The sequence below is a fragment of the Pseudomonas sp. BF-RE-22 genome (assembly GCF_019956155.1).
In the GTDB taxonomy this organism is placed as follows: domain Bacteria; phylum Pseudomonadota; class Gammaproteobacteria; order Pseudomonadales; family Pseudomonadaceae; genus Aquipseudomonas; species Aquipseudomonas migulae.
In genome coordinates this window covers 159,214-185,860 of the sequence record NZ_JAHBDD010000087.1, presented here as the reverse complement: position 1 = coordinate 185,860, position 26,647 = coordinate 159,214, and the positions used below count along the sequence as shown (strand labels likewise).

The following is a 26,647-nucleotide window of genomic DNA, read 5'->3' as shown; positions in this document are numbered from 1 at the left end:
TTCTAGAAAGGCGAACAGCAGAAAATAAGTTACAAAACCTGTTTATAGCGCCGGTACACTTTTCAAATCACGGAGATCAGCGCTATATACCGTGTTTTCGAAAGTCAGCCATTTTTCAGGAATTCTCTCATGGATAAATACGACCGCATGCTCCTCAGCGCCCTGCTGGAAAACGGTCGTGCGTCCTACGCCGACCTCGCACGCAAGGTCAACCTGTCCGCCCCGGCCGTGGCCGAGCGCGTGGCCAAACTTGAGGCCAGCGGGGTGATTACCGGTTATCAGGCGAAAGTCGACATGGCCAAGCTGGGGCTGCCGATCCAGTGCGTGATCGAACTGCGGCTGAACCAGCACGGGAATCAGAAAACCTACGACGACCTGATCAAAATCCCACAGCTGACTGAATGCCACCGGGTGACGGGTGATCCATGCGTGATCATGCAAGCAGCGGTGGGCTCGATGCCGGAGCTGGAAGAGCTGATCAACCGGATTGCCACGTTCGGGTTCAGCAAGACGTCGATTGTGTTGTCGAGCGCGATAGAGAAGCGCGTGCCGTTGGGACAGTTGGAGGGGAACGGTAAGTAGTGATGCGGATGACGTCTTCGCGGGCAAGCCTCGCTCCTACAGGATTTCATCGTACCCGTAGGAGCGAGGCTTGCCCGCGAAGAGGCCCGTCCGAACACCGCAGAACTTAAAACCCGCGATGGCGCTTGAGATGCTCATTGATTTTGGCCGCCGGGACTTTCTGCAAGCTGACCAGCAGATCATGGGACAACTCGCGTAACCCATGCTTCTGCCGCAATTCCTGCGCCAGATGCGCCGTCAGGTTGGCCGCCATCTCTGCGTCGGCCATCGCCCGGTGAGCTTTACCGGTGTCAGGCAGTTGGGCGAAGGTAGTGAGCGTACCAAGCTTGTGATTCGGCGCAGCCGGCATCAATCGGCGGGCCAGTAGCAGCGAACAAGCGAAGTTCTGCAACCGCGTACGCTTGATCCGCCCCAGTTCAAAGTCCCAGAACTTCTGGTCGAACGCGGCGTTGTGCGCCAGCAGCGGCGTGGTGCCGACAAACTCGTTGACCTCGTTCATCACCTGTTCCGCCGACGGCGCGGTGCGCAGCATGGCGTTGCTGATGCCGGTGAGTTGTTCGATGAAGGCCGGGACGCGTACGCCGGCGTTCATCAGGCTTTGGTAACGCTCGACGATGCGCCCCTGTTCAAGGATCACCACGGCAATTTCCGTGGCCCGGCAGCTGCTGCTCGGGGAGATCCCGGTGGTTTCAAAGTCGATGACTGCTATGCGTTCCAAACCTGTTTCAACTCCGTAAAAATCAATTCTTGAGCAGCAACGCGCCTTCGATCGGCACGTAGCGGCTGGCGGCGCGGATCAGCGAGTTGGCTGTCAGGCCCGGTACGCCGTAGGCCACCGCTTGTACGCCGTGCTTGGCGATGATGCGCTCCAGCAACATGTCGAAATCACCGTCGCCGGAGGCCAGCACCACTTCGTCGACGTGATCGGCGGCGTCCATGATGTCGAGGGTGATGCCCACGTCCCAGTCGCCCTTGGCCGAGCCGTCGCTGCGCTGGATGTAGGGTTTGAGCTTCACGGTGAAGCCGAGGTTGCGCAGGATCTGCTGGAACTGCTGCTGTTTGCTGTCGCCTCGATCGATCGCGTAGGCATAGGCCTCGACGATGTCGCCCTGCTTGCTGATATCAGCCCACAGCGCGGCGTAGTTGAAGTGGCAACCATAGGCCTGGCGCACGGTGTAATAGAGGTTTTGAACGTCGGCGAACACTGCAATTTTTTTCACCGTGCATCCTCTTTCGCGCAGGCGGGATCAGGCACCGGGCCCGAAAAGTTGCCCAGTATGCCAGCCTGGAGGATTGTTCCGCGAATAATCGGCCCGGAGGGCCGCAGCGCTCCGGACGAATGGCGTGTCAGACGAAGGAATCGTCGTCGCCGCCGAAGAACGATGAACTGTCATCGTTGTAGTCGGTGTCGGCATAGTCTTGGGAGTTGTCAGCCACGCGCTGGTCGTCGCCCCAGCCGTTGTCACCGCCGTGGTCGTTGACCTGCGCCGGCTCTTCCTTGATCACTTCCACCACTTCCGGCTGCTGGTTGTGATGGAACAGGCTGCTGATGCCTTGTGCCAGCATCACGCCACCCGCCACACCCGCTGCAGTTTTCAGCGCGCCGCCGAGGAAACCGCTGCCAACCGCCGGCGCCTGCTGTTGCGGCGCGTAGTTCTGCTGCGGTGGCGGTGCACCGAAATTCTGCTGTGGCTGCGGCGCGTTGAACGACGGCCGTCCCGGCTCACGCCAGCCGCCGCTGGAGGGCGGTGCACTTGGCGCAGGCGTTTCACGGGAGCTGCCACCGAAAATGCTCGACAGGAACCCACCGCTGCTCGGCGCCGGAGCAGGTGCCTGGGACTTGGCCGATTGCAGTTCGGCCTGCAATTGCTGGATTTGCTCGGTGAGTTGCTTGTTCTGTGCGTCGAGGCTCTTGATCGCTGCCTCTTGCACCAGAATCGCCTGGGTCATGAAGTAGCCCGCCGCGGGTTGGCGAGCCAGATGTTCCTTGATCCGCGTCTCGGCCAGGGCATCGCGCGGGGCTGCGTCCGTTTCGGCCTGTTGCAGCCGGGAAAACAGTCCATCGATCAGGGTTTGCTCTTCGGTGTTCATGGCGACCTCGTAGATTGCCGGGGAAATCGTTGACCTTCTCCAGGGAGGATACGGCGCTCGACCTTAATGGAGGCTGAAACAAGTTGTTTCAATGACCTTTACCGAACGTTTACGTTTGCGCCCCGACGCGCTGCATCGGTTAAAGTGGGCCACTGCTTTCAACCTGCGATACCGACTGATGAATCCGTTCGATGTACTGCGTGACTCGTTGTATTTCTTCAAGCGCAATCTGAGCCAGATCGTGCGGCTGTGCCTGCCGCTGGTGATTTTCGAAGCGCTGCTGCAACAAGTGGTCGACCACAACACCGTGCCGGACAGCTTTCCCGGCGTGAGCGTGATCGTCGGCCTGCTGGTATACCCGCTGTACACCGCCGCCCTGATCCTGTTTCTCGACGCGCGCAGCCGTGGCGAATCGCCGCGCAACCGTGACCTGCTGGCGAGGTCCGCGTACCTGTGGCCGCGCTTCGCCCTGCTCACGGCGCTCAATACATTGATGATCCTGCTCGGCCTGTCGTTGTACTTCCTGCCGGGCATCTGGCTGATGGTGACGTTGGCGTTCAGCGAATACCTGCTGGTGCTGCGCGGCCTGGCGCCGCTGGCGGCAATGAAAGAAAGCCTGCGCCTGACCCGCGGTCATTTCCTGCGCATTCTGGTGTGCATCCTGTGTGTGATGGGCCCGTTGTGGGTGCTCAAGGGTGTGACGCTCAACGTGTATCCGGAACCGCAGAACCCGGTGATTTCCCTGCTGATCGACAGCGCCCACAGCTTCCTGCAACTGTTCACCAGCGTGGTGTTGTTCCGTTTGTTCATGCTGATCAGCGACGTTCCCGAGAAAATCGACCGGCCGCTCTGATCGTGGGCTTCGGCCCGGCTCTCGGTTATGCTCGGATCCATCTTTTGTAACGCTATAAGCCGAGCCATGACCCGACTACTGCGCTACACCCTGCTGGGCCTGTTGATAGCAATCGGCCTGATTGCCTTGCTGATCTACAGCCTGACCTGGCGCCCCGAAGCCAAGGAAGTTTTGCCCGTCAGTTGCAACGTTCAAGCACCGACACTGGTGCCCGGCCAGGCGTTGAAAGTGATGACCTGGAACGTTCAGTACCTGGCGGGTAAGCGCTATGTGTTCTGGAATGACCTGGCCGCCGGCGACGACGAAAAACCGACGCCTGAAGACATGGCCTTCAGCCTCGATGAAGTGGCGCGGGTGATTCGCGACGAACAACCGGACCTCGTGTTGCTGCAAGAGCTCGATGACGGCGCCAAGGCCAGCGATTACCAGAACCAGTTCAAACTGCTTCAGGAGCGCCTCGCCGACCTCTATCCGTGCAGCGCCCATGCCTTCGACTGGAAAGCCGACTTCGTGCCGCAACCGCACATCTTCGGCAGTGTCGGCCGGCAACTGGCAACCCTCAGCCGCTACCGGATCGAACACGCCGAACGCCTGCAAATGCCGGTCGCTCCAGCCAACTTCGTCAGCCGTCAGTTCCAGCCGAAAAATGCCTTGCTGGTCACTTACCTGCCGTTGAGTGACGGCGGGCAGTTGGCCGTCCTCAACACCCATCTGGACCGCGCCACCCAACCTGACGAAACGCTACAGACCCAGGTGACGGCGGTGGCCAAAGTCCTCGACAAATACGAAAGCCATAGCACCCCGTGGCTGATCGGCGGCGACTTCAACCTGTTGCCGTTGGGGCAATATCGACGCCTGCCCACCGAACAACGCACGCCCTACTCCGCCGACAGCGCGCTGCACCTGTTGTGGGACAAGTACCCGATGATCCCGACCAACAATGAAGCCAGCGGCATCGATCGAGCGCGTTGGCTGACGCACTACCCGAATGATCCAGGCTTGAACGGCCCGGACCGCACCGTCGATTACCTGTTTTACAGCCCTCGGATCAAACGGGTCGAGGCGACGGTACGACAGGACGATACGTTGCGGATTTCCGATCACCTGCCGGTGATAGCGCGGTTCCTCCTGCCGGCTGCGCCGTAACCCCAGCCTAAACGCAAACCTTGTAGGAGCCGGCTTGCTGGCGATAGCGGTGTGTCAGGCAACACCATCGTTGAAGATACCGACGCCATCGCCAGCAAGCCGGCTCCTACAAGGGGTCGCGTTGTTCAATGCACCTCCTCCAGGTCGTCATGCAGCAGCCCGAAAATATCGCGTTTCATCTCGATGAATGAGCGCTCCATGACCATGTCCAGGGTCCGAGGACGTTCGATCGGCACGTCCAAAATCTGCTTGATCCGCCCTGGCCTGGCGCCCATCACGTAGACGCGGTCACCCAGCAGGATCGCCTCGTCGATGTCGTGAGTCACGAACAGCACGGTCTTCTTGCTGTTGCCCCAAACGCGTAACAACAACTGCTGCATTTGCAGGCGCGTCTGGCTGTCGAGGGCGCCGAAGGGTTCGTCCATCAGCAGGATCTGCGGGTCATTGGCCAAAGCGCGGGCAATCGCCACCCGCTGCATCATGCCGCCCGACAGCTGCTTGGCGTAGTTGTCGGCGAACCCGCTGAGACCGACTTCGTTGACGTAGTAATCGACGATGTCCTTGCGCTGCGCCGCCGCCATGCCGCGACGCTTGAGGCCGAACTCGACGTTCTGCCGCACGGTCAGCCACGGGAACAGCGTGTAGCTCTGGAACACCATGCCGCGGTCCGCGCCAGGCCCTTGAACTTGCTGGCCGCCGACGTAGATCTCGCCTTCCGTGGGCTCGTTCAAACCGGCGGTGAGGTACAGCAAACTCGACTTGCCACAGCCCGACGGCCCGACCAGCACGGCGAATTGCTGATCCGGCACTTCGAACGAAACCTGATCCAGCGCGGTGAACACGCCGCCGTCGGGCTTCTGGTAACGCAGGCTGACTTTGTCCACTTGCAAACGAGGCGCGGCGTAGGCCGGGGCAGCTATCGGTGTGACGATACGCGGGTTGACGGCGGTTACTGAGCCCATGCGGCAATCCTCAGACGAAGGAAACGGAACAGTTGATCGGTGACCAGGCCCAACAGGCCGATGATCGCGATGGCGAGGAAAATCACATCCACCTGAAAGCCGCGCATAGCCTTAAGACTCAAGTAACCCAGGCCACTGGAAGCGGCGACCAGCTCGGCGACCACCAGGTACGTCCAGGCCCAGCCCATGGTCACGCGCAAGGTGTCGAGCACACCCGGCAACGAGGCCGGTGCGATCACATGCAACACCGCATCGCGGCGGTTAGAACCGAGTGTGTAAGAGGCGTTGATCAGGTCTTTGGAGATGCCTTTGGACACGTCCGCGATCATCACCAGTTGCTGGAAAAACACGCCGAAGATGATCACCGAGACCCGCTGCTCCAGACCGATGCCGATCCACAGAATGAACAGCGGCACGAACGAGGTCACCGGCAGGTAACGGATGAAATTGACCATCGGTTCGAGGAACGCCTGAACGATGCGGAAGCTGCCCATCAGTAACCCCAGCGGCACCGCCACCAGCGACGAAACGACGAAACCGACCACCACCACTTCAAGACTGGCCCACACGTGCAAACCGAGCGTGCCGTCGCGGCTCAGGCGCACGGCGGCTTCGACCACCGCGCCCGGCGTCGGCAAGAACATGCCCGGCACCACGCCGCCGTAAGACAACCCGGCCCACAGGCCAACCAACAACACCCAGGCCAGGCCGCTCGCGCTCCAGATCACCGAAACCGGCAAGCCAGTCTTGGGCGTGATGCAACGGCTCAGCCATGAATTGCGCTTGAACATGCGAACCTCCTACAGCGGGCTGACGAAACGGTTGTCGATCAGGTCGTCATTGCTGACGCTGTAGGGTTTGCCCTGCAATTCACTGGCGGTTTCATTGGCCAGTTTGATCAACGGTTCGCTGTCACCCGGCTTGCCCGGCGAGCCCAGGAGTTTTTCGCTCATGGCCTGATCGTAGAAGCGCACGCCTTGCGCGGCGGCTTCCAGCTCCTTCGGATCGGCGAGGTAGCCGCCAACACCCTTGGCCATGATTTTGTAGGCTTCCTGCGGATGGTCCTTGGTGTACTGCACTGCTTTGTACAGACCGGCGACCAACGCCTTGACGTCTTCCGGCTGTTTCTCGATGACCGTGCAGTTGAGCGCGACCACATCGACAATCACGCCAGGCGTGCTGCTGCTGTCGATCAAGACTTTGCCTTGTTTCTTGTCACGCACCATCGACAGGTGCGGTTCCCAGGTCACGGCGGCAGGCACACGACCGGCGATGAACGCGGTGGCGGCGTCGTCGGCCGTCATGTTCTGCACGGTGATGTCGCTCATGCTCATGCCGTGTTTTTTCAGCAAGTACGACAGCCAGAACTGCGAAGTCGAACCTTCGTTCACCGCCACGGCTTTGCCTTTCAGCTCTTGCAGGCTCTTGATGTCCTTGCCCACCAGAACACCGTCGCCACCATGGCTGTCATCGAGTGCGGCTACGGCCTTGAAGCAGAATTGCGGACGGTATTTCAGTACTTCGTCGATGGTCGACGCCGAGCCGGACAATTCGCCCGAGGCTTGCGCAGCCATGTACATCGAAGCCTCTTCGACGACGGGCAACTCGACGGTCAAACCGCCTTCCTTGAAGTAGCCCAGGTCCTGGGCGAGGTAGAGCGTGCCGTAACCGACCCATGTGGTATGGCCGATGGACAGGGTGCCGGCCTGGGCGCTGGTGGCGACCGTGGCGGCGATGGCGGTGATCGCCAGTGGATGAGCGACGCGGGTTAGCAAGGACTTGATCATGGAGCACTCCCAAAGCTGTTGATTTAGTTTTGTCATGGGCAGTACGGCCAGCAGCCTTTGGAGAAGAGCTGCCACGGGTGGTCTCTGATGGACCTTTTGGTGGGCAGTGTTCGGCTGACTGGCGAGGTCGATGTTGGACCAAGGTGGGGAGAAGGAAAATTAGGAAATATGTCGGTGGGAGTGATGAAAAAACTGGGTAGCGTGCGCGGTAAAAGGGCGGGGTTGGCGGGGGTGCACGGGCTTTGTGCAAAAGGTGAGAGGTGGGGTGAATCGGCAAAAGCTTTCGCGGGCAAGCCTCGCTCCTACAGGTTATGTGTCAGGCCTAAAATCCGAGGCCGACAATAAACCTGTAGGAGCGAGGCTTGCCCGCGAAAAGGTCCGCAGGACCTTCGGCTACATCAGAGCCGGCCGTATTCCTGCGCCGTACGATCAACCGCTTTCAGCGTCTTGCCCACCAACTCATCAACCTCTTCCCGACTGGCAATCAACGCCGGCGCCATGATCATCCGCCCCAACGTCGAACGAATAATCACCCCCTCCTCAAACCCAATCGTGCGGCAACGCCAGGCAATGTCGTTCTCGTTGGCAAAGCGCTTGCGACTGGTTTTGTCTTCGGCCAACTGCAACGCCGCCACCATCCCGACACCCTGGATATCCCCCACCAACGGGTGGTTGCCGAATACTTCGCGCAAGCACTGTTGCAGGTACGGCCCGATGTCGTCCTTGACCCGCGTCACCACGCCTTCATCGCGCAACGCCTTGAGGTTGGCGATGGCCACCGCTGCCGCCACCGGGTGTCCGGAATAGGTCAGGCCGTGGGCAAACACCCCGCCCTGCTCCACCAACACCTGCGCCATTTTTTTCGACAGGATCAGCCCGCCCATGGGGATGTAGCCGGAGGTCAGTCCCTTGGCAATCGACAGCGTGTCCGGCTCGAAACCGAAGTGCTCATGGGCGAACCATTCGCCAGTGCGACCGAAGCCGCCGATCACTTCGTCGGCGCACAACAGCACGTCGTACTTGCGGCAAATCCGCTGAATTTCCGGCCAGTAGCTTTCTGGCGGGAAGATCATCCCGCCCGCGCCCTGGAACGGTTCGGCGATAAACCCGGCGACCTTGTCCGCGCCCAGTTCGAGAATCTTCGCTTCCAGTTGCTGCGCTGCCCGCAGGCCGAATTCAGCCGGGGTCAGGTTGCCTTCGTGGGCGAAGAAGTACGGCTCGTCGATGTGTTCGATGTCCGGCAGCATGCCGCCCATTTCGTGCATGAACTTCATGCCGCCGAGCGCCGTCGCCGCCAGTGTCGAACCGTGGTAACCGTTCCAGCGACCGATCATGACTTTCTTCTCGGGCTTGCCGAGGATGGTCCAGTAACGGCGCACGGTGCGGATCAGCACCTCGTTCGCTTCGGAGCCGGAGTTGGTGTAGATCGCGTGGCTGTAGTGCCCCGGCAACAGGCTGAACAGCAGCTCCGAAAGCTCGATCACCTGCGGGTGAGTGGTGTGGAAAAACATGTTGTAGTACGGCAATTGCTCAAGCTGTTGAGCCGCTGCCGCCGCCAGATCCTTGCGGCCGTAACCGAGGTTGGTGCACCACAGCCCGGACATGCCGTCGAGGTAGCGCCGACCATCGTTGTCCCACAGGTGCAGGCGCTCGCCACGGACCATCACCCGTGGCCCTTCATCGTTGAGCGCTTTCTGATCGACGAATGCGTGGATGTGGTGCGCAGCGTCGGCGGCCTGGTAGTCGCGGGTTTCACGTGGTGTGGTCATCGCCAGTTCTCCGTTTTGTTATTAGCGCAGTTGAAACCAGGTGGTCTTCAACTGGGTGTATTTATCGAATGAGTGCAGCGACAGGTCACGGCCGAAACCGGACTGCTTGCCGCCTCCAAACGGCACCGTCACGTCGAGTGCATCGACGCTGTTCACCGACACCGTGCCGGCGCGCAATTGCCGCGCCACGCGGTGGGCGCGATTGAGGTCGTCGGTCCACAGCGAAGCGGCCAGGCCGTAGACGCTGTCGTTGGCCAGTTGCAAGGCGTGTGCCTCGTCATCGAACGCCGTGATCGCCAGCACCGGGCCGAACACTTCGTCGCGAAACAGCGGCATGTCCGGGGTCACGTTAGTGAAAATCGTCGGCTGGATGAAGTTGTCGGAGCCGTTGAAAATCGACTGCCGACCACCGCACACCTTGGTCGCACCCTGGCGCTGGGCTTGCTCGATGAACTTCATGATGCGCGCGGTCTGACGGCTGTCGACAATCGCCCCGGCGCTGCTCGACGGGTCCAGCGGATCGCCCGGCAGCCAGCGTTCGGCCTGCGCCTTGAGGCGCTCGACGAACTCGTCATGGATCGAACGCTGCACCAGCAACCGCGAGTTGGCGGAGCACACTTCACCCTGATTGAAGAAGATGCCGAACGCAGCTTTTTCGGCCGCCAGATCCAGGTCCTGACAATCGGCGAACACCAGGTTGGCGCTCTTGCCGCCGCACTCCAGCCACACCTGTTTCAGGTTCGATTGCGCGGAATACTGCATGAAAAATTTGCCGACTTCGGTGGAGCCGGTGAACACCAGGCAATCGACGTCCGGGTGTAAACCGAGGGCTTTGCCGGTCTGCTCGCCGAGTCCCGGCAGCACGTTGAGCACGCCTGCTGGCAAGCCGGCTTCAAGCGCCAACTCGGCCAGACGCAGGGCGGAAAACGGTGATTGCTCGGCGGGTTTGAGGATCACCGAATTGCCTGCCGCCAGCGCGGGCGCGAGTTTCCATGCAGCCATGTCCAGCGGGAAATTCCATGGCACCACGGCGGCGACCACGCCCAGCGCTTCGCGGGTGATGGTCGCCAGTACGTTCTGCGCGCTCGGTGCGATCTGATCGTAGAGTTTGTCGAGGCTTTCGGCGTACCAGCGAAACACTCCGGCGGCGCCCGGCACGTCGATGTTGTAGGCGTCCATCACTGGCTTGCCCATGTTCAGCGAATCCAGCAGCGCCAGTTCTTCGCGGTGGGTCATGATCAGATCGGCCAGACGCAGCAGCACTTGCTTGCGCTCGTTTGGCGAACGCGACGACCAGGTGCCGGCCTCGAACACCTGCCGCGCATTTTTGACGGCGGCGTTCACTTCTTCATCACCGCACGCTGTCACGTTGGCCAGGCGCTGGCCGGTGGCCGGGTTGATCGCGGCGAAGGTTTGCCCCGACTTCGCCGAACGGGGTTTGCCATCAATCAGGGCCTGGTCGGGAAACGCCAGCGCAGCGGCCTTGTTTTGCCAGTAGGTAAGCTCGAACACGTTCAGATGCTCCATGGGCTTTTCTTGTGAATTGGATGGTGGCCCAGGCCCGTGTCGAGGAAAAATAGTAAAAATGTCTTCGCAGACCATGAAAAAACTGGGCAGCCCATCTCCCCGGTCGTGCGGTATGTGGTTATTGTTCAGGCACAACAACACCGTCGTCAGAACGGACGCAGTCGGCGCAAAAATTGCTGGATGTCGAGTCCATCCACCCCGAGGTTTGCCGTGGCTGCCTACAACCTGCGTCAATTGAAGTACTTCATCACCACCGTCGAATGCGGCAGCGTTGCCGAGGCCTCGCGCAAGCTGTACATCGCCCAGCCGGCCATTTCCACGGCGATCAAAGGCCTGGAAGACAGCTTCGGCGTGCAATTGCTGATCCGTCATCACGCACAAGGCGTGTCCCTGACGCCCAGCGGCGCACGCTTCTACCGCAAGGCCCAGGAACTGTTGCGCATGGCCAAGGAGTTCGAACAGAACGCCCTGGCCGACAATGACGTGGTGGCCGGGCAAATCGACATCGGCTGCTTCGAAACCGTCGCGCCGCTGTACCTGCCGCAATTGATTGCCGGGTTCTCGGCGCTGTATCCCGGCGTGAAAATCCGCATCCGTGACGGCGAACAGCAGGAGTTGGTGCAAGGCCTGACCTCGGGCACCTTCGACCTGGCGATCCTCTATGAACACGACCTCGACGCCACCATCGAAACTGAACCCTTGATGCCGGCGCAGCGGCCTTATGCCTTGCTGCCGGCGGATCATCGCTTTGCCCAACTCAAGCAAGTGTCCCTGCGTGACCTGTGCCTGGAGCCGATGATTCTGCTGGACGTGCAACCGAGCCGGACCTACTTCGTCAGCCTGTTCGAAGAACTGGGCCTGTCGCCGAACATTGCGTTCAGCTCACCGTCGATCGAGATGGTCCGGGGCATGGTCGGCCAAGGGTTCGGCTTCTCGATCCTGGTCACCCGCCCGCACTCGGAGTGCACCTACGACGGGCAGAAAGTGGTGTGCGTGGACATCGTCGAAGACATCACCGGCTCAGGGCTGGTGGCGGCGTGGCTGAAGCGCGGGCAGTTGACCAAACCGGCGCAGTTGTTTGCCGATTACTGCCGCGAACAACTCACCGCCAAGGCCGAAAGATCACACCCGACCTTGTAGGAGCCCGGCTTGCTGGCGATGGCGTCCGAAAGACCGATGCAACATCCAAGGGCCCCATCGCCGGCAAGCCGGCTCCTACAAGGTGCGTGGATGTATGAGGGATCAAGGCAAACGCAAACCTGTAGGAGCCGGCTTGCTGCGGGCGGCGTTCCGACGATAGCGGTGGGTCAGCCGCTGATTTATTGACTGGACGGACGCCATCGCCAGCAAGCCGGCTCCTACAGTGGAGGGCACCTCACTTCCGGGGTTTGATTCGTGCGGTCGCTTCGGCCACCAACGGATCATCCGGCCAGTAATGCTTCGGATACCGCCCCTTCAGATCCTTTTTCACCTCGGCATAGGTGCTACGCCAGAAGTTCGCCAGGTCCTGCGTCACCTGCACCGGCCGCCGCGCCGGGGACAACAGATGCAACTTCACCACCTGCCGCCCGCCAGCGATGCGCGGGGTTTCGGCCAAACCGAACAACTCCTGCAACCGCACCGCCAGAATCGGCGGCTGCTCGCTGTAATCCAGACGAATCGACGATCCCGACGGCACGCTCAAATGATGCGGTGCGAGCTCATCGAGCCGTTGCGGCAGCGGCCACGGCAATAGGTTATGAACAATGCTTGAGAGATCCAGATTGGCAAAATGACTGAGCCGCGAAACCTTCCCCAGGTACGGCATCAACCAGTGCTCAAGGCTTTTGAGCAGCGCAGCATCACTGACATCCGGCCACTCGCTCTCGCCCTTGCCGACAAGGTCCAACTGCCGCAACAACGCCACCCGCGCCTGCCACTGACGCAACTCCGGCGTCCACGGCAACAGCTCCAGCCCCTTGCGCCGCACCAGATTCACCAACGCCTGACTGCGCGCGGTTTCATCGAGCCCGGTCAACGGTTCACGGCTGAGGATCAACTCGCCAACCTTGCGCTGACGCTCGGCGCGCAACACGCCTTCACGCTCGTCCCAATCCAGCTGATCGACCACCCGCACCTGTTCGGCGAGCACCGATTCGAACAACGCCGCATCAAAATCCGCCGCCAGATAAATCCGCTCCTCACGCTGCCCCTGACGACTGCCGAGATCGGCGATTACCAGCCACGGCTGCTTCATCAAACTGTCGGCTTCGGCGAACAACGCGGCACGGCCGTTGGCCAGGCGATATTCCGCACCACCCGCTCGACGTTGCTGCGCAACACGGTCGGGATAGGCCAGCGCCAGCAAGGCGCCGAGCCAGCGCGGGTGCTCCGGATCGCTGACCGGCTCCGACGCCTTGCCACGCAGATAACCACGGTATTGACGCGCCAGTTGCCGCGCTCGCTGAACACCGCCCTGAGCACCACGTGCGGCACGTTCTTCGCCGGACAACAGCACCAGTCGACTGTGCAGATCGGCGCCGGCACCGCGCAAAATATCCCGCTCGCCGAGCAACGCTGCGACATCGCACGCCATGTCAGCCAAGCCCAGCGCCTGACCGCGCAGCAGCAAATGAGCGATGCGCGGATGCGCCGGCAGTTCGGCCATGGCCTGACCGTGGCGGGTCAGCGACTCACCGTCCAGTGCGCCGAGGCGATCAAGCAAGTCCTGAGCCTGGGCATACGCGGCGGCGGGCGGCACGTCGAGCCACACCAGCTGCGTCGGTGTCACGCCCCAGCGGCCGAGCTGCAACGCCAGACCGGCAAGGTCCGCCGAAAGAATTTCCGCACTGGCATACGCCGCCAGTTGCTCGTGTTGATCCTGCGACCACAAGCGATAACACACGCCTGGTTCCAGCCGCCCTGCCCGCCCCGCACGTTGCGTGGCACTGGCGCGAGAGATGCGCTGCGTGTCGAGGCGGGTCATGCCGCTGCCCGGATCGAAACGCGGCACTCGTGCCAACCCGGCATCGATCACCACACGCACGCCGTCGATGGTCAGGCTGGTTTCGGCGATGTTGGTCGCCAGCACCACTTTGCGTTTGCCCGCCGGGGCTGGATCAATCGCGGCACGTTGCGCGGCGAGGTCCAGTTCACCGTGCAACGGGCAGAGCAACACCTGCGTGTTTTCGCCCAGCGCATCGGCCAGTTGTTGATGCACCCGGCGGATTTCCGCTTGCCCCGGCAGGAACACCAGGAGGCTGCCGGTTTCATCGTTCAAGGCTTCGAGGATGGTTTGCACCAGGCGCGGCTCGATGAATTCACCGGGCTGGAACGGTCGGCCCCAGCGCATCGCCACCGGGTACATGCGCCCTTCACTGCGCAGGATCGGCGCGTCATCGAGCAACCCGGCCAGGCGTTCGCCTTCAAGGGTGGCCGACATCAAAAGAATCTTCAGTGGTTGATCATCGCGGAACAGTTCCCGGCCATTCAGGCTGAGGGCCAAGGCCAGATCGGCATCAAGACTGCGTTCATGAAATTCGTCGAAGATCAGCAAGCCCACGCCTTCCAGCGCCGGATCATCCTGCAAGCGCCGGGTGAGGATGCCTTCGGTGACCACTTCAATCCGCGTCCTGGGCCCGACTTTGCTGTCCAGCCGAATGCGATAACCGACGGTTTCACCGACCTTCTCGCCCAGCTCACTGGCCAAGCGCTCCGCCGCCGCACGTGCAGCCAACCGACGCGGTTCAAGCATCAGAATGGTCTGCCCGGCCAGCCACGGCTCGTTGAGCAGGGCCAATGGAACACGGGTGGTTTTACCGGCGCCGGGCGGTGCTTCGAGCACGGCTTCGTGGCGTGTCGCCAAGGCTTCACGCAGGGCGGGTAAAACTTCATCAATCGGCAAAGAAATCATGCTGGCTCCCAAACAGAGGGCCGAGTATAACGGCGAACTGCTCGGCGTTTATCAGGGTCCTAATTCATAGAGACGCCCTTTCGTTTTGAAATTACCCAGGAGATTTCATATGCGTGTTCCCTTTCGCCTGATTGGCGGTGTATTGGTTGCCACCTTGCTGACCCAGGTAACCGCTTGCGGATCGATCTTCTACCCTGATCGCCGCGGGCAGATCGAAGGCAAGATTGACCCGGCCATCGCCGCGCTGGATGCCGTGGGCCTGCTGTTCTACATCATCCCCGGCCTGATCGCGTTTGCCGTGGACTTCGCCACCGGCGCGATCTACTACGCACCGGGCGAGACCGCGCAGGTGGCACCGGAAAAACTCAAGGAAGCGATCGGTGCCGACGGCAAGGTCGATACCCACAAATTGCAGACTATTCTTGAAACCGAACTGGGCCGCAGCTTCCCGCTGGACGATCCACGTTTGATTCAACACAAGGGCAGCACTCAGCAACTGGCCTTGCTCGGCCTGCAACCTGCCGCGTAATCCGTGCACATAAAGGAATAGCCGCACTTATGATTTCCAGCTCCGAACACGCCCGCCTGCTGCGGCTGGCGACCCGTGCCTCGGTGGCGGTGGCGTGCACGTTGATCGTCGCCAAAGCCATCGCGTGGTGGTTGAGCGGTTCGGTGAGCATGCTCGCCGGGTTGACCGACTCGGCCCTCGACGGTATCGCCTCGCTGCTCAACCTGCTGGCAGTGCATTACGCCTTGCGCCCCGCCGATGAAGATCACCGTTACGGGCACGGCAAGGCCGAATCGCTGGCGGGCATGGCGCAGGCGTTGTTCATTGGTGGCAGTGCGGTGCTGATTGCGTTGCAGGCGTTTGATCGGCTCAAGCATCCGGAACCGGTGGGTGCGCCGTGGATCAGCATCGGCGTGATCGTGTTTTCCCTGGCGCTGACATTGGTCCTGCTGATGTTGCAGCATCGGGTCGTCAAGGCCACCGGCTCCAACGCGGTGCGCGCCGATTCCCTGCATTACCGTTCGGACTTGCTGCTCAATGGCAGCATTCTGGTTGCGCTGGTGCTTGCCGGGGTTGGCTGGCATCAGATGGACGCGTGGTTTGGATTGGGGATCGCCGCCTACATCTTCTGGAGCGCCATTCAAATCGCCCGGGAAAGTTTTAAGGTGCTGATGGACGAGGAATTGCCGCCAGACGTCAGCCAACACATGCTCGAACTGGCCTGCAGCGTACCGGGGGTGCTGGGCGCGCATGACCTGCGCACACGGGTGTCCGGCAACCAATGGTTCGTGCAATTGCACCTGGAATTGCCGGGGGAGCTGACCCTGTCAGTCGCTCACGGCATCAGCGATCAGGCGGCCGATGCAATTCACGCGGCGTACCCGCGAGCCGAGGTGCTGGTGCACGCCGACCCGCAGGAAGTGGTGAAGGCTGCCAGGGCAAATCAGAAACTCACCTGATACCCGCGACTGCTCAGGCAGTTGCCCTGGGCCTGGCGGTAGGCTTGCACCACCGACGGATCCGGCTGGTAGGTGGCCGTGCGCGGATCGAAGCCACTCTGCTGCACTGCGTATTGATAACACTCGTAGCCGTCCTGATTGACCTGCTGTGGCGACTGCCCGTTGGCGGGATACGCCACCACGTCATAGCCATTGCCGGTCGGTTGCGGTTGCACGGGCGGCTCGACCACCACGTAATCCTGAGTGCTTTCCTGATAGGCGTAGTACGAGCCCGCCGCCAGGAACAACAGCGCGCCGCCGATCCACACTTCACGGGCGTAATCAGGCAGGTAGCTGACGCGAATCCCGCGCGGCGGCTGCACCACGACATAACGCGGGCCGAGCGGGCGATACCAGTAGCCACCGGAGAAGAAATAATCCTGCCCACGATACGGCACGCGATAGTCGCGGTCCGGGAAGCGGTCGATCACATGCCCGGGACGGTACTGCGGGCCTGGCCCCCAACCGTTACCGTGGCCATTCGGGCGACCGGCCCAATGATGATCGTCGGGACGTGAACCCGGCCCGCCGGTCTGCCATTGCTGGTTGTAACCATTGTTTCGCGGGATGTCCTGATAGTAACCACGTTGCGGCTGCTGGGTCTGGCGCACGGTGTCGGGCCGGCCCTGGATCGGCAGGTCGTTGGCCGGCAATTGTGGCGGCGGCGGTGGCGGCCGGACGGGACTGTTGAAGTCGCGCGGCGGGTTGTCTCGCGGCTGATTGTTTTGCCACTGCCCGCCATTGCGCGACTGGCCGTTGTTCTCGAACTGACGACTGTTGTCGCCACGAATGATGTCGTTGTTTTGCGGACGCGGCTGATTGTTGCCGCCACGGCCCTGATTGTTGCCCTGATGACCGTCACCGCGTTGTCCATTGTCGGGACCCCGGTTCTGCGGCTCATCGGCCAGCGATTGCGCAGTGACACTGACACACAGCAAACCAACACCGGCCAAACGCCAGATGCGCGACTTCATGCTTTTCCTCACTGCGGGTTAGGGCCTGTACGTAAGACTGGGAAAGCACAGGCCGGTTCTGCAACAGGTTATCAGTCGCGCAACTTATTTATTGAGGGCGGGTGAAAAATTGCGGGCAAAAGAAAAGGGAGACCCGTCGGCCTCCCTTTGAGAACTTCGTCCGTGCTCGACGCTTATGACGTCGGCTCACCTCACGCCGTCTTCTGGACAGTGTGCAGCTCGGGGGCCGGCACATCCCCGGTGGGGGTGGCGGCCGCGACTGGCCTGATTGGGCGAGCCGCTGTGGACTGTTTGTCCGAGCAGTGATTCTGGTGATAAGAATAGGCCTGGGGCGCCGGCAGAGGATTGCGAAGATTGCTCAAATAAACATGACTTGCGCAATTTTTAACCCTGGATAGATAATCTGCCGCAATCGATATGACAAAGGCCTGATTGATGAGCAAACTCGACCGATACGACCTGAGCATTTTGGCGGAATTGCAGCGCGACGCGCGCATCTCCAACCAGGAGCTGGCCGAACGCATCGGCCTGTCACCTTCACCGTGCTCGCGCCGGGTCAAGCAACTGGAAGACGACGGCTACATCACCCGCCAGGTGGCCCTGCTGGATCGCAAAATGCTTGGCCTGAGCCTGACGGCTTACGTGCTGATCGGCATGGACCGGCATACGCCGGAGCGATTCGAGAACTTCGAAGCGGCGATTCGCACCTTGCCGCAAGTGCTTGAATGCAGCCTGGTGACGGGGATGGATGCGGACTATCAACTCAAGGTGGTGGTGCCGGACATGGATCACTATCAGAAATTGCTGCTGGGGCACCTGACAAGGATTGAAGGGGTGACGAGTGTGCGGTCGAGTTTTGTGTTGAACCAGGTGCTCAACAGCACCGAACTGCCGCTGACTCATCTGCGTAGCTGACGACGCCTTCGCGGGCAAGCCTCGCTCCTACAGGTTTTGCGCGAGCCTTTGTAGGAGCGAGGCTTGCCCGCGAAGGGGCCGGCAAAGGCGACGAATAGCTGCGACACGCTGCCGCAGGTCAATGCCGCGCCAATCCCTCATGCCGTATACTCCAGCGCCTTTTAGCCCCGCCCCCGCTGGAGATGTCCGATGGATCCTGCAGTATTCGAAGAGTGGATGATGACCGGACTGGTCAGCATTCTGATCATTTTCATGGGTTTCATCGTCTGGGATCTGGCAAAGAAATCCAAGGCCGGGCGCTTTGGCTCGTTCATCCTGTTCTTCGTGCTCGGTCTGGGCGTGGCCGCGTTCGTGATCAAAAGCGTGGTGATCGGCCTGATCGAATCCGGCACGTTATAAGCGCGCCGGCACTTCTTTCCACTGACCCTGATCGAGCCCTTCGATCGACCAGTCGCCGATCCTGACTCGCACCAGGCGCAACGTCGGCAAGCCGACCGCTGCGGTCATGCGCCGGACCTGACGGTTACGCCCCTCGCGAATCACCAGTTCCAGCCAACTGGTCGGCACGCTTTTGCGAAAGCGCACCGGCGGGTTCCGCGGCCACAGTTGCGGCTCATCCAGTTGCCGCGCTTGCGCGGGCAAGGTCATACCGTCATTCAGCTCGACGCCATCACGCAAACGCTGTAACTGCTCGGCACTCGGCTCGCCCTCCACTTGCACCCAATACGTCTTGGCCAGTTTGTGCTTGGGGTCGGCAATCCTCGCCTGGAGCTGGCCGTCGTTGGTCAGCAGCAACAACCCTTCGCTGTCGCGATCCAGACGGCCCGCCGGATAGATTCCGGGAATCTCGATGAAATCCTTGAGCGTCGCCCGCCCTTCGCCGTCGCTGAATTGCGTCAGCACATCGAACGGTTTGTTGAACAGAATCAGCTTCGGCTCGGCCGGGGGCGCTTTGGCGACACGGCGCGGGGCTGATGGCGGGGTGTTCGCGCCAGGGCGGCGAGAAACGGGACGTTGGGGACGGGACATGGCGAAGAGAACATCTAACGGTCAGGGCTGCTAATGCTAGTGCCCTGACCGCCAAATGACCATGACAACTATTACCGGAACGGCGGCTCGTCGAAGCTGCGCAGTTTGCGTGAGTGCAACGAGTTGAGTTCGGTGCGCAACAAGTCCACCGCCTCGATACCGATCTTCAAGTGCTGGCTGACCGCGCGCTCATAAAAGGCGTTGGCCGAACCCGGCAGCTTGATTTCGCTGTGCAGCGGTTTGTCCGAGACACAAAGCAATGTGCCGTACGGCACCCGCAAGCGATAACCTTGCGCAGCGATGGTGCCGCTTTCCATGTCCACCGCCACGGCGCGGGACAGGTTGATCAACGGACGCTCCTGGGCCCAGCGCAACTCCCAGTTACGGTCGTCGTAAGTCAGCACGGTGCCGGTGCGCAGGCGTTTCTTCAGCTCGTCGCCCTTTTCGCCAGTGATGTTGGCCGCCGCTTGCTGCAACGCCATCTGCACTTCGGCCAGGGCCGGGATCGGAATGTTCGGCGGCACGACCCGATCGAGAATCCCGTCGCGGCGCATGTAGGCGTGAGCCAGCACGTAATCGCCAATGGTCTGCGACTGACGCAGACCGCCGCAGTGACCGATCATCAGCCAGCAATGCGGACGCAATACCGCCAAATGGTCGGTGATGTTCTTGGCGTTGGACGGGCCGACGCCGATGTTCACCAGAGTCACGCCATGACCGTCGCTGGCGATCAGGTGATAGGCCGGCATTTGATAGCGATGCCAGACCACGCCGGCCGCAATCGCCGACGCTTCGCCGTGATCCATGCTCTTTTCGATGATCACGTTGCCCGGCAGCACCATGCGCACGAAACGCGGATCGCTGCGCAACTGCTCGAGGCCATGAACAATGAACTGGTCAACGTAGCGGTGGTAGTTGGTCAGCAGAATCCACGGCTGCACATGGCGCCAGTCGCTGCCGGTGTAATGCACGAGGCGGCGCAGGGAGAAATCCACCCGCGCGGCGTCGAACAGGGCCAGCGGCAGCGGGTCGGTGTTTTCCCAGTCGTACAAACCGTCGGCGATGCCATCGGTGGCGGCCGACAGGTCGGTACTCGGGAACACCCGCGCCAGCACGGCCGCGGTCACGCCGGAGCCGGCCAGTTCATCGCCCTGCTCGACCACATACGGATAAGGAATATTCTGCTGGCTGATGCCGACTTCCACGGTCACGGTGAAGTCGTGCATCAACGGTACGAGCTGTTCCAGCAAGTATTTACGGAAAGCCGCCGGATGGGTGACGGTGACGCTGTAGGTCCCCGGCAACTGCACCTTGGCGTAGGCGCGGGTGGTTTGCGGGACTTCGCCCTGGCAGTGGTAGGTCAGACGCAGTTCAGGATAACGAAACATCGCACGCTGTTCGGCGTCCGGTTCAACTCGATCCTTGAGGTAACGCTTGAGCGCCTGGCTCAGTGCGGTGGTTGCGCGATTGTGCAAGTGAGCAAGCCGGTCCACGGCTTGCTCGGCGGTTTGAACGATAATAAAAGCTTCGGTCACGATCAGCATCCTGTGTTCTGACTTGCAGGCCTTCATCTTGCCTGCATCGTCGCTTCACGGGAACAGTGGTGGCTACACAAATGCCAAGTCCACAGTAGATCCAATGTGGGAGCGAGACCGGCTTGCCGGCGATAGCGGTTCAACATTCAGCAATGTTGTTGGCTGAGAGTCCGTCATCGCCGGCAAGCCGGTCTCGCTCCCCCAGGGGTTCGGTGTTGGTTACATAGATGGGGTCGAGCGGGCGACGATCGCTTCGACATCCAGCCCACGCGGCAACGCACCGTATACGCGACCGGCGTCGCCGAGGCGGCTGGCGATGAACGCATCGCTGACCGCCGAATTGCCGGCCTCCAGCAACAGTTTGGCTTGCAGCCCCAACGCGATGTCTTCGGTGAGCTGCCGCGCACGATACTGAATGTCGCTGGTGTCCTTGAACGCCGCCTGCAATTGGCTGATGTGCGCGGCCAGCCGCTTGTCGCCGTGACCATCGCCCAACTCGCTGAACAGCACATCCAGAACACCCGGTTCTTTCGACAGCGCCCGCAACACATCCAGGCATTGCACGTTGCCGGAGCCTTCCCACGTCGAATTGACCGGTGCCTCGCGGTACAAGCGCGGCAGGATGCTGTCTTCGACATACCCGGCACCGCCCATGCATTCGGCAGCTTCGTTGATCATCGCGGGCGCGCGCTTGCAGATCCAGTACTTGCCCACGGCGGTCACCAGGCGGGCGAATTTCGCTTCGTGCCCGTCATCCAGATGATCCAGCGCCTTGCCCATGCGCAGGCTCAACGCCAACGCGGCTTCGCTCTCCAAAGCCAGATCGGCGAGGACGTTCTGCATCAACGGTTGTTCGCTGAGCAGCTTGCCGCCGACGCTGCGATGGGCGCAGTGATGACTGGCCTGGGTCAGCGCCTGACGCATCAAGGCGCTGGAACCGACCATGCAATCGAAGCGGGTCATGGCAACCATTTCGATAATGGTCGGAACGCCGCGCCCCTCTTCACCGACCATCCACGCCAGTGCACCGCGAAACTCGACTTCGCTGGAGGCGTTGGAGCAATTGCCGAGTTTGTTTTTCAGGCGCTGGATGTAGAACTGATTGCGCGTGTCGTCCGGGCGATGGCGCGGCAACAGGAAGCAGGTCAAACCTTTGTCAGTCTGGGCCAGCGTGAGGAAGGCATCGCACATCGGCGCAGAACAGAACCATTTGTGGCCCACCAGTTCGTAGGCCTGGCCCGGTCCGCTGGCACCCACCGGATACGCCTTGGTGGTGTTGGCCCGCACATCGGTGCCGCCCTGTTTCTCGGTCATCGCCATGCCAATGGTGACACCGGCCTTGTGGGCCATGCCGACATTGCGCGGGTCGTATTCGGTGGCGAGGATTTTCGGCAGCCACTGCCGGGCGAGATCGGGTTGCAAGCGCATCGCCGGCACACTGGCGAAGGTCATGGTCAGCGGGCAACCGCTGCCGGCTTCGGCCTGGCTGTGCAGGTAGGTCATGGAAGCGCGGGCGACATGGGCGCCGTCCTGTGGATGCGCCCAGGGCAGCGAGGTCAAACCGTGCTCGATCGCCGTGCGCATCAGCTCGTGATACGCCGGGTGAAATTCCACCAGATCGATGCGGTGACCGTAGCGGTCGTGGCTGCTGAACACCGGTTTGTTCTGGTTGGCCAGGAACCCCGCTTCCATCAGCGGCCCGCCGGCCAGCGCGCCGTAAGTGTCGATCCGCGACTCGGCCCAACCGGCCCCGAAACGCTGCGACCACTCCTGCAAAGGCAGGTCGATGCGATACAGGTTGGCGCCGTCCAGCGACGGCGGCTGGTTGGTGACTTCGTGGGTTTCGGCGAACTGATGCAGGTTCATGACGGGGCTCCTTTGGTCAGCCAAGGAGTTCAGTTAAGCACTGCCCCGAGGCCGAACAAAGTGGCATATCCGCCTAACTGTCGGCGCTTTCGCCTTGTTTTGGACAAAGCACGCGTCGATACAACGCGGCCTGCAAGTCTTCGAATTTCACCGGTTTGCTCAAGTAATCGATCAGTGCACCGGTTGGGCAACGCTCCCGATCAGCGCTCAAGGCAATCATGAACACCGGCAATTCGGCACAACCCGGCAAGTCCCGGATCTGGCAGCAGACAGACTCCCCGTCGAGGGGCGGTAGCTGACAATCGAGGAGTACGGCGTCGAAGGTTTCACGCTGCAGGACTTCCAGCGCGGCCACCCCGTTATCCGCCGTACGGACCCGAAACCCGAGCTTGAGCAACATGCCGCGCATCACCAATTGATTGATGCTGTTGTCGTCCACCAGCAGCACCGTGCAGTCCTGAGGCAAGCGCAGACGCGGGAATTCCCGGGTCATCAATGGCGTTGTCACGCGCTCGACCACCGGCAATTCAAACTCGACGTCAAGCTGGAAGCGGCTGCCGCGACCAGGTTCGGAGCGGTGCGTGAGGTTCCCGCCGAGCAGGTCGACCAGTTGTCGACAGATCGCCAGGCCGACACCGAGGCCGCCATATTCACGGGTCATCGAGCCGTCGAGCTGGAAGAACCGCTGATACAGCGTCGCCTCGCCCAGATCGGTGAAACCGATGCCGGTGTCGATCACCGCAAAGGACAATGCCAGCTTGCCGGGCTCCGCGTTTTTACCCGAGACCCGCAGCGCCACCCCGCCCACTCGCGTGAACTTGATCGCGTTATCCAGCAGGCATTCCAGGCATTGCGCCAACTTGACGTTATCGCCGTACAAGCGGTCCGGCAGGCCCGGTGTCACCTCGACCTTGAAGTCCAGCGACTTGCCCGACGCGTTGCCTTCGAACTGCACGCGCAAGGTATCGACCACGCTGCGCAAACTGAAGGTGGACGCCGAAGCCTTGAGCTTGCCGGCCTGCAATTCGGTCAGGGTAAGAATGCCGTTGACCATGCGCATCATGTCGCGCGCCGAACCGGCGGCCGTTTGCTGGTATTGCTCCAGCTCCGGGTCCATCTCGACGGTTTGCATCAATTCCAGCGAACCGATCACGCCGTTCATGGGGGTGCGCAATTCGTGGGTCAGCGTGGCGAGGAATTCATCCTTGAGCTTGTTACTGTGCGCCAGTTGCTGGTTGAGCACTTCAAGCTTCTGGCCAGCATCGAACAAGGTTTGCGCCTGTTGCTCGCGCATGGCGTTGATGCGGTCGGCCAGGGCCAGGGACAGCAGCGCCACCTCGATGGCCGAACCGATCTGGCTGGAATACATGGTCAGGAATACGTTCGGCAGGTAACCCAGCACCATCATCGTATTGATGATGCCGCCGAGCAAAAACGCCGACCAGGCGATGATGAAATAGCGCGCCACCCGCAAGCCGCGCCACCAGGCGAAAAACCCTGCGGCGAAAATCACCACGGTGAACGACAGGGCCAGCGTCGTCGCCAGGCGCAGGGCCAGGGCGTAACTGGTCATCAATGACAACCCGACGACGACCGCACTGAACGCAATCAACGCCAGCAGCAAGCGATCGAGCCAGCGGCTGAGGGTCGCCGTTTGCAGGAAGCTGCGGGCGAACTGGCTGCCGAACAGCCCTGCACAACCAATGAAAAACGGCGTCGCGGCGTTGGCCCACCACGGGTTGTCTGGCCAGAAATACTCTACGGCCGCGCCATTCACCGACAGCTGATACAGGCCGAACGAGGCAATATAAAAGATGTAATAGAGGTAGCTGGTGTCGCGCACGCTGAGGTAGATGAACAGGTTGTAGACCAGCATCCCCAGCAACACGCCGTAAATCAGGCCCAACACATATAGCCGCACCGGCTGTTCTTCAAGAAACGCAGTGCTCGACCACAACGTGACCGGCGCCTGGATCGACCCTTCGCTTTGCAGGCGCAAGTACACGGTTTGCGCTTGGTCGGGCGTGAAGTTCAGATCGAACAGGTAGTTGTTCTGGCGAATCTCGCGACTGCTGAACGGCAAGGCGTCGCCGGTCTGACGGGCCAATTGATAGCTACCGCCGGCATCAGGCAAATACAGATCAAGGTGGTCGAGGGGCGGATAGGCCAGTTCCAGCAGCCACGTCCGCTGTGCAGCGGGATTGGTCGGGCGGTAATGCAGGTCGATTTTCAGCCAGAACACCGAACGCGAGTAACCGGCGTTGAGCGTGGCCTTGTCATGGGGCTTGAAGTGTCCGGCAGCGGCTTGCGCGCGGATATCGGCAATGCTCGCCTGACCATCGGCGTCTTCGAACACTTGCAGGGTTCGGCCCAAGGGCAGGCTTTGAGTGAACTCATCGAACTCGACTGCGCTTGCCATGAGGGGCAAGCAAAACAGCAACATCAGCAAATAGCGCATTTAAGCCCCAGCGTGGCCTGTCCGGTTATCTCAGGAAGCCCCTCATTCCTTTTGAGTAGACGTAAAACCGGCATTACCTGTTATTGGTTTGGATCCACTCTAGAATAGCCGTTGATGGCCATTGAACACCATTGAAATTTTTCTTGGAAAGGCTCTAGAACGGGTGTTCCAGAGAAGAATATAGAGCCAGAGCTGTTTGCTCGGTCAGATTGTGACAATCCCGGACGACTGCATTTCCTGCCCATGACACTCTATCGGCAGACCTGGCGGGCACTGCACCCGAAAATCGATGTTTGGTGGTAAGCTCGCGCACCATGAATATCTACAGCTCTCGCCCCGTTGTCCTCTGTCTCTCCGGCCACGACCCAAGTGGTGGCGCCGGCTTGCAGGCAGATATCGAAGCCCTGCTTGCCCAGGGATGTCATGCGGCTCCGGCCGTCACCGCCCTGACCGTGCAAGACACGGTCAACGTCACGGATTTCCGCGTCCTCGACCGTGAGTGGGTGCTGGCTCAGGCCAACGCCGTGCTCAACGACTCCGAAGTCGCCGCCGTCAAGCTGGGCATGCTCGGTTCCCTGGAAATGGTCGACACCGTCGTCGAACTGCTTCAGGCACACCCGCATTTGCCGATGGTCTGCGACCCGGTGCTGCGCGCCGGCGGTGGCGGACGACTGGGCAAGGACGAAGTCGGCTACGCCATGCGCGAACGCTTGCTGCCCTTGGCCATCATCGCCACCCCTAACCTTCCCGAAGCCCGCATCCTCGCTGAACTGCCAGAAGGCACCGCCGACGAGTGCGCTGAAAAACTCCTGCCGTTCGTCAAACACCTGCTGATCACCGGCGGCCACGGTGATGAACACGAAATACACAATCGCCTGTACAGCCGCGACGGTCTGCGCGAAACCTATACCTGCCAGCGCTTGCCCGGCAGTTACCACGGTTCCGGTTGCACATTGGCGAGCGCCCTCGCCGGTCGTCTGGCCCAGGGTGAAAACCTCATCAGTGCCGTGCAGAGCGCGCTTAACTACACGTGGCGCACCCTGCGCGATGCCGAGCAGTTGGGCAAAGGCCAGTTCGTGCCGCGCCGCCTGCCACTGGATTTCTGTTCGTAACGCCATGAGGCTTGCCCGATGAAACTACGTGGCCTGTACGCCATTACCGACAGCCAGTTACTGGCCGGTAAATTTCTTTCGTACGTGGAGGCGGCGCTGGAAGGCGGCGTCACCCTGCTGCAATACCGCGACAAGAGCAGCGACGAGGCCCGCCGTCTGCGTGAAGCTGAAGCCCTGCGTGATTTGTGCGAACGCTACAAGACCCATCTGATCATCAATGACGATGCCGAACTGGCCGCACGCCTGAACGTCGGCGTGCACCTGGGCCAGACCGACGGCCCGCTGACCCCGGCCCGTGCGTTGCTCGGTCGCCAGGCGATCATCGGCTCGACCTGTCACGCGCAACTCGAACTCGCCGAACAAGCGGCCAAAGAAGGCGCCAGTTATGTCGCCTTCGGCCGTTTCTTCAATTCCAGTACCAAACCCGGCGCCCCGACTTGCAGCCTCGAACTGCTCGACCAGGCCCGCAGCACATTGCACCTGCCGATCTGCGCGATCGGCGGCATCACCCTGGAAAACGCCGCCCCGCTGGTGGCCCACGGGGTCGATCTGCTGGCGGTGGTCCACGGCCTGTTTGGCGCCGAGAGCACGGCTGAAGTGACCCGTCGCGCCCGCGCATTCAACGAATTACTAAAAATCTGAT

The 26,647-nt window shown here is 61.2% G+C and carries 24 protein-coding genes; 10 read left to right on the top strand and 14 right to left on the bottom strand.

The window, feature by feature from the left end:
* The first annotated feature begins 129 nt into the window (after positions 1-129).
* The gene (locus tag KGA82_RS29215) at positions 130-582 is read left to right on the top strand and encodes an Lrp/AsnC family transcriptional regulator (protein WP_223453288.1); all 453 of its coding nucleotides are present in this window, start codon (positions 130-132) and stop codon (positions 580-582) included.
* Between the two features lie 106 nt (positions 583-688).
* On the opposite strand, the gene KGA82_RS29210 is transcribed toward KGA82_RS29215, so the two are convergent.
* From KGA82_RS29210 to KGA82_RS29200, 3 genes are all read right to left on the bottom strand, one after another.
* On the bottom strand, positions 689-1,300 hold the full coding sequence (locus KGA82_RS29210) for a PolC-type DNA polymerase III (RefSeq protein ID WP_008041272.1): 612 nt from the start codon (positions 1,298-1,300) through the stop codon (positions 689-691).
* A gap of 22 nt (positions 1,301-1,322) precedes the next feature.
* On the bottom strand, positions 1,323-1,802 hold the full coding sequence (locus KGA82_RS29205) for an NYN domain-containing protein (protein ID WP_008031749.1): 480 nt from the start codon (positions 1,800-1,802) through the stop codon (positions 1,323-1,325).
* A gap of 127 nt (positions 1,803-1,929) precedes the next feature.
* On the bottom strand, positions 1,930-2,673 hold the full coding sequence (locus KGA82_RS29200) for a DUF2076 domain-containing protein (protein ID WP_223453287.1): 744 nt from the start codon (positions 2,671-2,673) through the stop codon (positions 1,930-1,932).
* A 178-nt stretch (positions 2,674-2,851) separates the two neighbouring features.
* Between KGA82_RS29200 and KGA82_RS29195 the strand changes: the two genes are divergently transcribed.
* Entirely contained in the window at positions 2,852-3,526 is a 675-nt protein-coding gene (locus tag KGA82_RS29195; RefSeq protein WP_032828940.1) for a YciC family protein, read from the top strand.
* Between the two features lie 66 nt (positions 3,527-3,592).
* Positions 3,593-4,672, top strand: coding sequence for an endonuclease/exonuclease/phosphatase family protein (locus tag KGA82_RS29190; RefSeq protein WP_223453286.1), 1,080 nt, complete (start codon positions 3,593-3,595; stop codon positions 4,670-4,672).
* Positions 4,673-4,797: 125 nt separating this feature from the next.
* On the opposite strand, the gene KGA82_RS29185 is transcribed toward KGA82_RS29190, so the two are convergent.
* The 5 genes from KGA82_RS29185 to KGA82_RS29165 form a co-directional block, all read right to left on the bottom strand.
* On the bottom strand, positions 4,798-5,634 hold the full coding sequence (locus tag KGA82_RS29185) for an ABC transporter ATP-binding protein (protein WP_223453285.1): 837 nt from the start codon (positions 5,632-5,634) through the stop codon (positions 4,798-4,800).
* A complete protein-coding gene (locus tag KGA82_RS29180; protein ID WP_008031757.1) occupies positions 5,622-6,425 on the bottom strand; it encodes an ABC transporter permease in 804 nt (267 codons plus the stop codon). Before KGA82_RS29180 ends, KGA82_RS29185 begins: the two co-directional genes overlap by 13 nt.
* A gap of 9 nt (positions 6,426-6,434) precedes the next feature.
* Positions 6,435-7,421, bottom strand: a complete 987-nt coding sequence (locus KGA82_RS29175; RefSeq protein ID WP_223453284.1) for an ABC transporter substrate-binding protein — start codon at positions 7,419-7,421, stop codon at positions 6,435-6,437.
* Positions 7,422-7,819: 398 nt separating this feature from the next.
* Entirely contained in the window at positions 7,820-9,190 is a 1,371-nt protein-coding gene (locus KGA82_RS29170; RefSeq protein WP_008041264.1) for an aspartate aminotransferase family protein, read from the bottom strand.
* 21 nt (positions 9,191-9,211) lie between these two features.
* Complete coding sequence (locus KGA82_RS29165) at positions 9,212-10,702, bottom strand: aldehyde dehydrogenase (RefSeq protein ID WP_223453298.1); 1,491 nt, start codon at positions 10,700-10,702, stop codon at positions 9,212-9,214.
* A 225-nt stretch (positions 10,703-10,927) separates the two neighbouring features.
* Between KGA82_RS29165 and KGA82_RS29160 the strand changes: the two genes are divergently transcribed.
* Positions 10,928-11,857 carry a LysR substrate-binding domain-containing protein gene (locus KGA82_RS29160; protein WP_008031766.1) on the top strand — a complete coding sequence of 310 codons (930 nt, stop codon included), beginning with the start codon at positions 10,928-10,930 and terminating at the stop codon, positions 11,855-11,857.
* A 235-nt stretch (positions 11,858-12,092) separates the two neighbouring features.
* Here the strand turns inward: KGA82_RS29160 and hrpB are convergent, their stop codons facing one another.
* Positions 12,093-14,609: an ATP-dependent helicase HrpB gene (hrpB, locus tag KGA82_RS29155; RefSeq protein ID WP_223453283.1), complete on the bottom strand. Its 2,517-nt coding sequence runs from the start codon at positions 14,607-14,609 to the stop codon at positions 12,093-12,095.
* Positions 14,610-14,718: 109 nt separating this feature from the next.
* Between hrpB and KGA82_RS29150 the strand changes: the two genes are divergently transcribed.
* Both KGA82_RS29150 and KGA82_RS29145 read left to right on the top strand, forming a co-directional pair.
* The gene (locus KGA82_RS29150) at positions 14,719-15,138 is read left to right on the top strand and encodes a hypothetical protein (RefSeq protein ID WP_008035153.1); all 420 of its coding nucleotides are present in this window, start codon (positions 14,719-14,721) and stop codon (positions 15,136-15,138) included.
* Positions 15,139-15,167: 29 nt separating this feature from the next.
* Positions 15,168-16,076: a cation diffusion facilitator family transporter gene (locus KGA82_RS29145; protein WP_207285489.1), complete on the top strand. Its 909-nt coding sequence runs from the start codon at positions 15,168-15,170 to the stop codon at positions 16,074-16,076.
* On the opposite strand, the gene KGA82_RS29140 is transcribed toward KGA82_RS29145, so the two are convergent.
* Positions 16,061-17,089, bottom strand: a complete 1,029-nt coding sequence (locus tag KGA82_RS29140; protein WP_008044572.1) for a DUF6515 family protein — start codon at positions 17,087-17,089, stop codon at positions 16,061-16,063. The two genes, KGA82_RS29145 and KGA82_RS29140, sit on opposite strands and share 16 nt — an antisense overlap.
* A 435-nt stretch (positions 17,090-17,524) precedes the next feature.
* Here KGA82_RS29140 and KGA82_RS29135 point away from each other — a divergent pair, with 435 nt between their 5' ends.
* Both KGA82_RS29135 and KGA82_RS29130 read left to right on the top strand, forming a co-directional pair.
* Positions 17,525-18,004 (top strand): Lrp/AsnC family transcriptional regulator, encoded by a 480-nt coding sequence (locus tag KGA82_RS29135; RefSeq protein ID WP_007894448.1) that lies wholly within the window; start codon positions 17,525-17,527, stop codon positions 18,002-18,004.
* A 189-nt stretch (positions 18,005-18,193) separates the two neighbouring features.
* On the top strand, positions 18,194-18,403 hold the full coding sequence (locus KGA82_RS29130; RefSeq protein ID WP_007937369.1) for a DUF2788 domain-containing protein: 210 nt from the start codon (positions 18,194-18,196) through the stop codon (positions 18,401-18,403).
* Here the strand turns inward: KGA82_RS29130 and KGA82_RS29125 are convergent.
* The 4 genes from KGA82_RS29125 to KGA82_RS29110 all read right to left on the bottom strand — a co-directional run bounded on the left by KGA82_RS29125 (position 18,398) and on the right by KGA82_RS29110 (position 24,892).
* A complete protein-coding gene (locus tag KGA82_RS29125; RefSeq protein ID WP_223453282.1) occupies positions 18,398-19,033 on the bottom strand; it encodes a pseudouridine synthase in 636 nt (211 codons plus the stop codon). The two genes, KGA82_RS29130 and KGA82_RS29125, sit on opposite strands and share 6 nt — an antisense overlap.
* A 71-nt stretch (positions 19,034-19,104) precedes the next feature.
* Positions 19,105-20,604, bottom strand: coding sequence for an AMP nucleosidase (amn, locus tag KGA82_RS29120; RefSeq protein ID WP_177318196.1), 1,500 nt, complete (start codon positions 20,602-20,604; stop codon positions 19,105-19,107).
* 183 nt (positions 20,605-20,787) lie between these two features.
* Positions 20,788-22,434, bottom strand: coding sequence for an acyl-CoA dehydrogenase family protein (locus tag KGA82_RS29115; RefSeq protein WP_223453281.1), 1,647 nt, complete (start codon positions 22,432-22,434; stop codon positions 20,788-20,790).
* A gap of 73 nt (positions 22,435-22,507) precedes the next feature.
* Positions 22,508-24,892, bottom strand: coding sequence for a hybrid sensor histidine kinase/response regulator (locus tag KGA82_RS29110; protein ID WP_223434722.1), 2,385 nt, complete (start codon positions 24,890-24,892; stop codon positions 22,508-22,510).
* A gap of 314 nt (positions 24,893-25,206) precedes the next feature.
* On the opposite strand from KGA82_RS29110, the gene KGA82_RS29105 reads away from it, so the two are divergent.
* Both KGA82_RS29105 and thiE read left to right on the top strand, forming a co-directional pair.
* Entirely contained in the window at positions 25,207-26,004 is a 798-nt protein-coding gene (locus KGA82_RS29105) for a hydroxymethylpyrimidine/phosphomethylpyrimidine kinase (RefSeq protein ID WP_008044566.1), read from the top strand.
* 18 nt (positions 26,005-26,022) lie between these two features.
* A complete protein-coding gene (gene thiE, locus KGA82_RS29100; RefSeq protein ID WP_008044565.1) occupies positions 26,023-26,646 on the top strand; it encodes a thiamine phosphate synthase in 624 nt (207 codons plus the stop codon).
* The last annotated feature ends 1 nt before the right edge of the window (position 26,647 follow it).

What these genes read in the sequence shown, in the direction of transcription:
- KGA82_RS29215 (WP_223453288.1), top strand. Translation starts at nt 130, where the DNA reads ATGGATAAATACGACCGCATGCTCCTCAGCGCCCTGCTGGAAAACGGT.
- KGA82_RS29200 (WP_223453287.1), bottom strand. Translation starts at nt 2,673, where the DNA reads ATGAACACCGAAGAGCAAACCCTGATCGATGGACTGTTTTCCCGGCTG.
- KGA82_RS29195 (WP_032828940.1), top strand. Translation starts at nt 2,852, where the DNA reads ATGAATCCGTTCGATGTACTGCGTGACTCGTTGTATTTCTTCAAGCGC.
- KGA82_RS29190 (WP_223453286.1), top strand. Translation starts at nt 3,593, where the DNA reads ATGACCCGACTACTGCGCTACACCCTGCTGGGCCTGTTGATAGCAATC.
- KGA82_RS29185 (WP_223453285.1), bottom strand. Translation starts at nt 5,634, where the DNA reads ATGGGCTCAGTAACCGCCGTCAACCCGCGTATCGTCACACCGATAGCT.
- KGA82_RS29180 (WP_008031757.1), bottom strand. Translation starts at nt 6,425, where the DNA reads ATGTTCAAGCGCAATTCATGGCTGAGCCGTTGCATCACGCCCAAGACT.
- KGA82_RS29175 (WP_223453284.1), bottom strand. Translation starts at nt 7,421, where the DNA reads ATGATCAAGTCCTTGCTAACCCGCGTCGCTCATCCACTGGCGATCACC.
- KGA82_RS29170 (WP_008041264.1), bottom strand. Translation starts at nt 9,190, where the DNA reads ATGACCACACCACGTGAAACCCGCGACTACCAGGCCGCCGACGCTGCG.
- hrpB (WP_223453283.1), bottom strand. Translation starts at nt 14,609, where the DNA reads ATGATTTCTTTGCCGATTGATGAAGTTTTACCCGCCCTGCGTGAAGCC.
- KGA82_RS29150 (WP_008035153.1), top strand. Translation starts at nt 14,719, where the DNA reads ATGCGTGTTCCCTTTCGCCTGATTGGCGGTGTATTGGTTGCCACCTTG.
- KGA82_RS29145 (WP_207285489.1), top strand. Translation starts at nt 15,168, where the DNA reads ATGATTTCCAGCTCCGAACACGCCCGCCTGCTGCGGCTGGCGACCCGT.
- KGA82_RS29140 (WP_008044572.1), bottom strand. Translation starts at nt 17,089, where the DNA reads ATGAAGTCGCGCATCTGGCGTTTGGCCGGTGTTGGTTTGCTGTGTGTC.
- KGA82_RS29135 (WP_007894448.1), top strand. Translation starts at nt 17,525, where the DNA reads ATGAGCAAACTCGACCGATACGACCTGAGCATTTTGGCGGAATTGCAG.
- KGA82_RS29130 (WP_007937369.1), top strand. Translation starts at nt 18,194, where the DNA reads ATGGATCCTGCAGTATTCGAAGAGTGGATGATGACCGGACTGGTCAGC.
- KGA82_RS29125 (WP_223453282.1), bottom strand. Translation starts at nt 19,033, where the DNA reads ATGTCCCGTCCCCAACGTCCCGTTTCTCGCCGCCCTGGCGCGAACACC.
- amn (WP_177318196.1), bottom strand. Translation starts at nt 20,604, where the DNA reads ATGAAGGCCTGCAAGTCAGAACACAGGATGCTGATCGTGACCGAAGCT.
- KGA82_RS29115 (WP_223453281.1), bottom strand. Translation starts at nt 22,434, where the DNA reads ATGAACCTGCATCAGTTCGCCGAAACCCACGAAGTCACCAACCAGCCG.
- KGA82_RS29110 (WP_223434722.1), bottom strand. Translation starts at nt 24,892, where the DNA reads ATGCGCTATTTGCTGATGTTGCTGTTTTGCTTGCCCCTCATGGCAAGC.
- KGA82_RS29105 (WP_008044566.1), top strand. Translation starts at nt 25,207, where the DNA reads ATGAATATCTACAGCTCTCGCCCCGTTGTCCTCTGTCTCTCCGGCCAC.
- thiE (WP_008044565.1), top strand. Translation starts at nt 26,023, where the DNA reads ATGAAACTACGTGGCCTGTACGCCATTACCGACAGCCAGTTACTGGCC.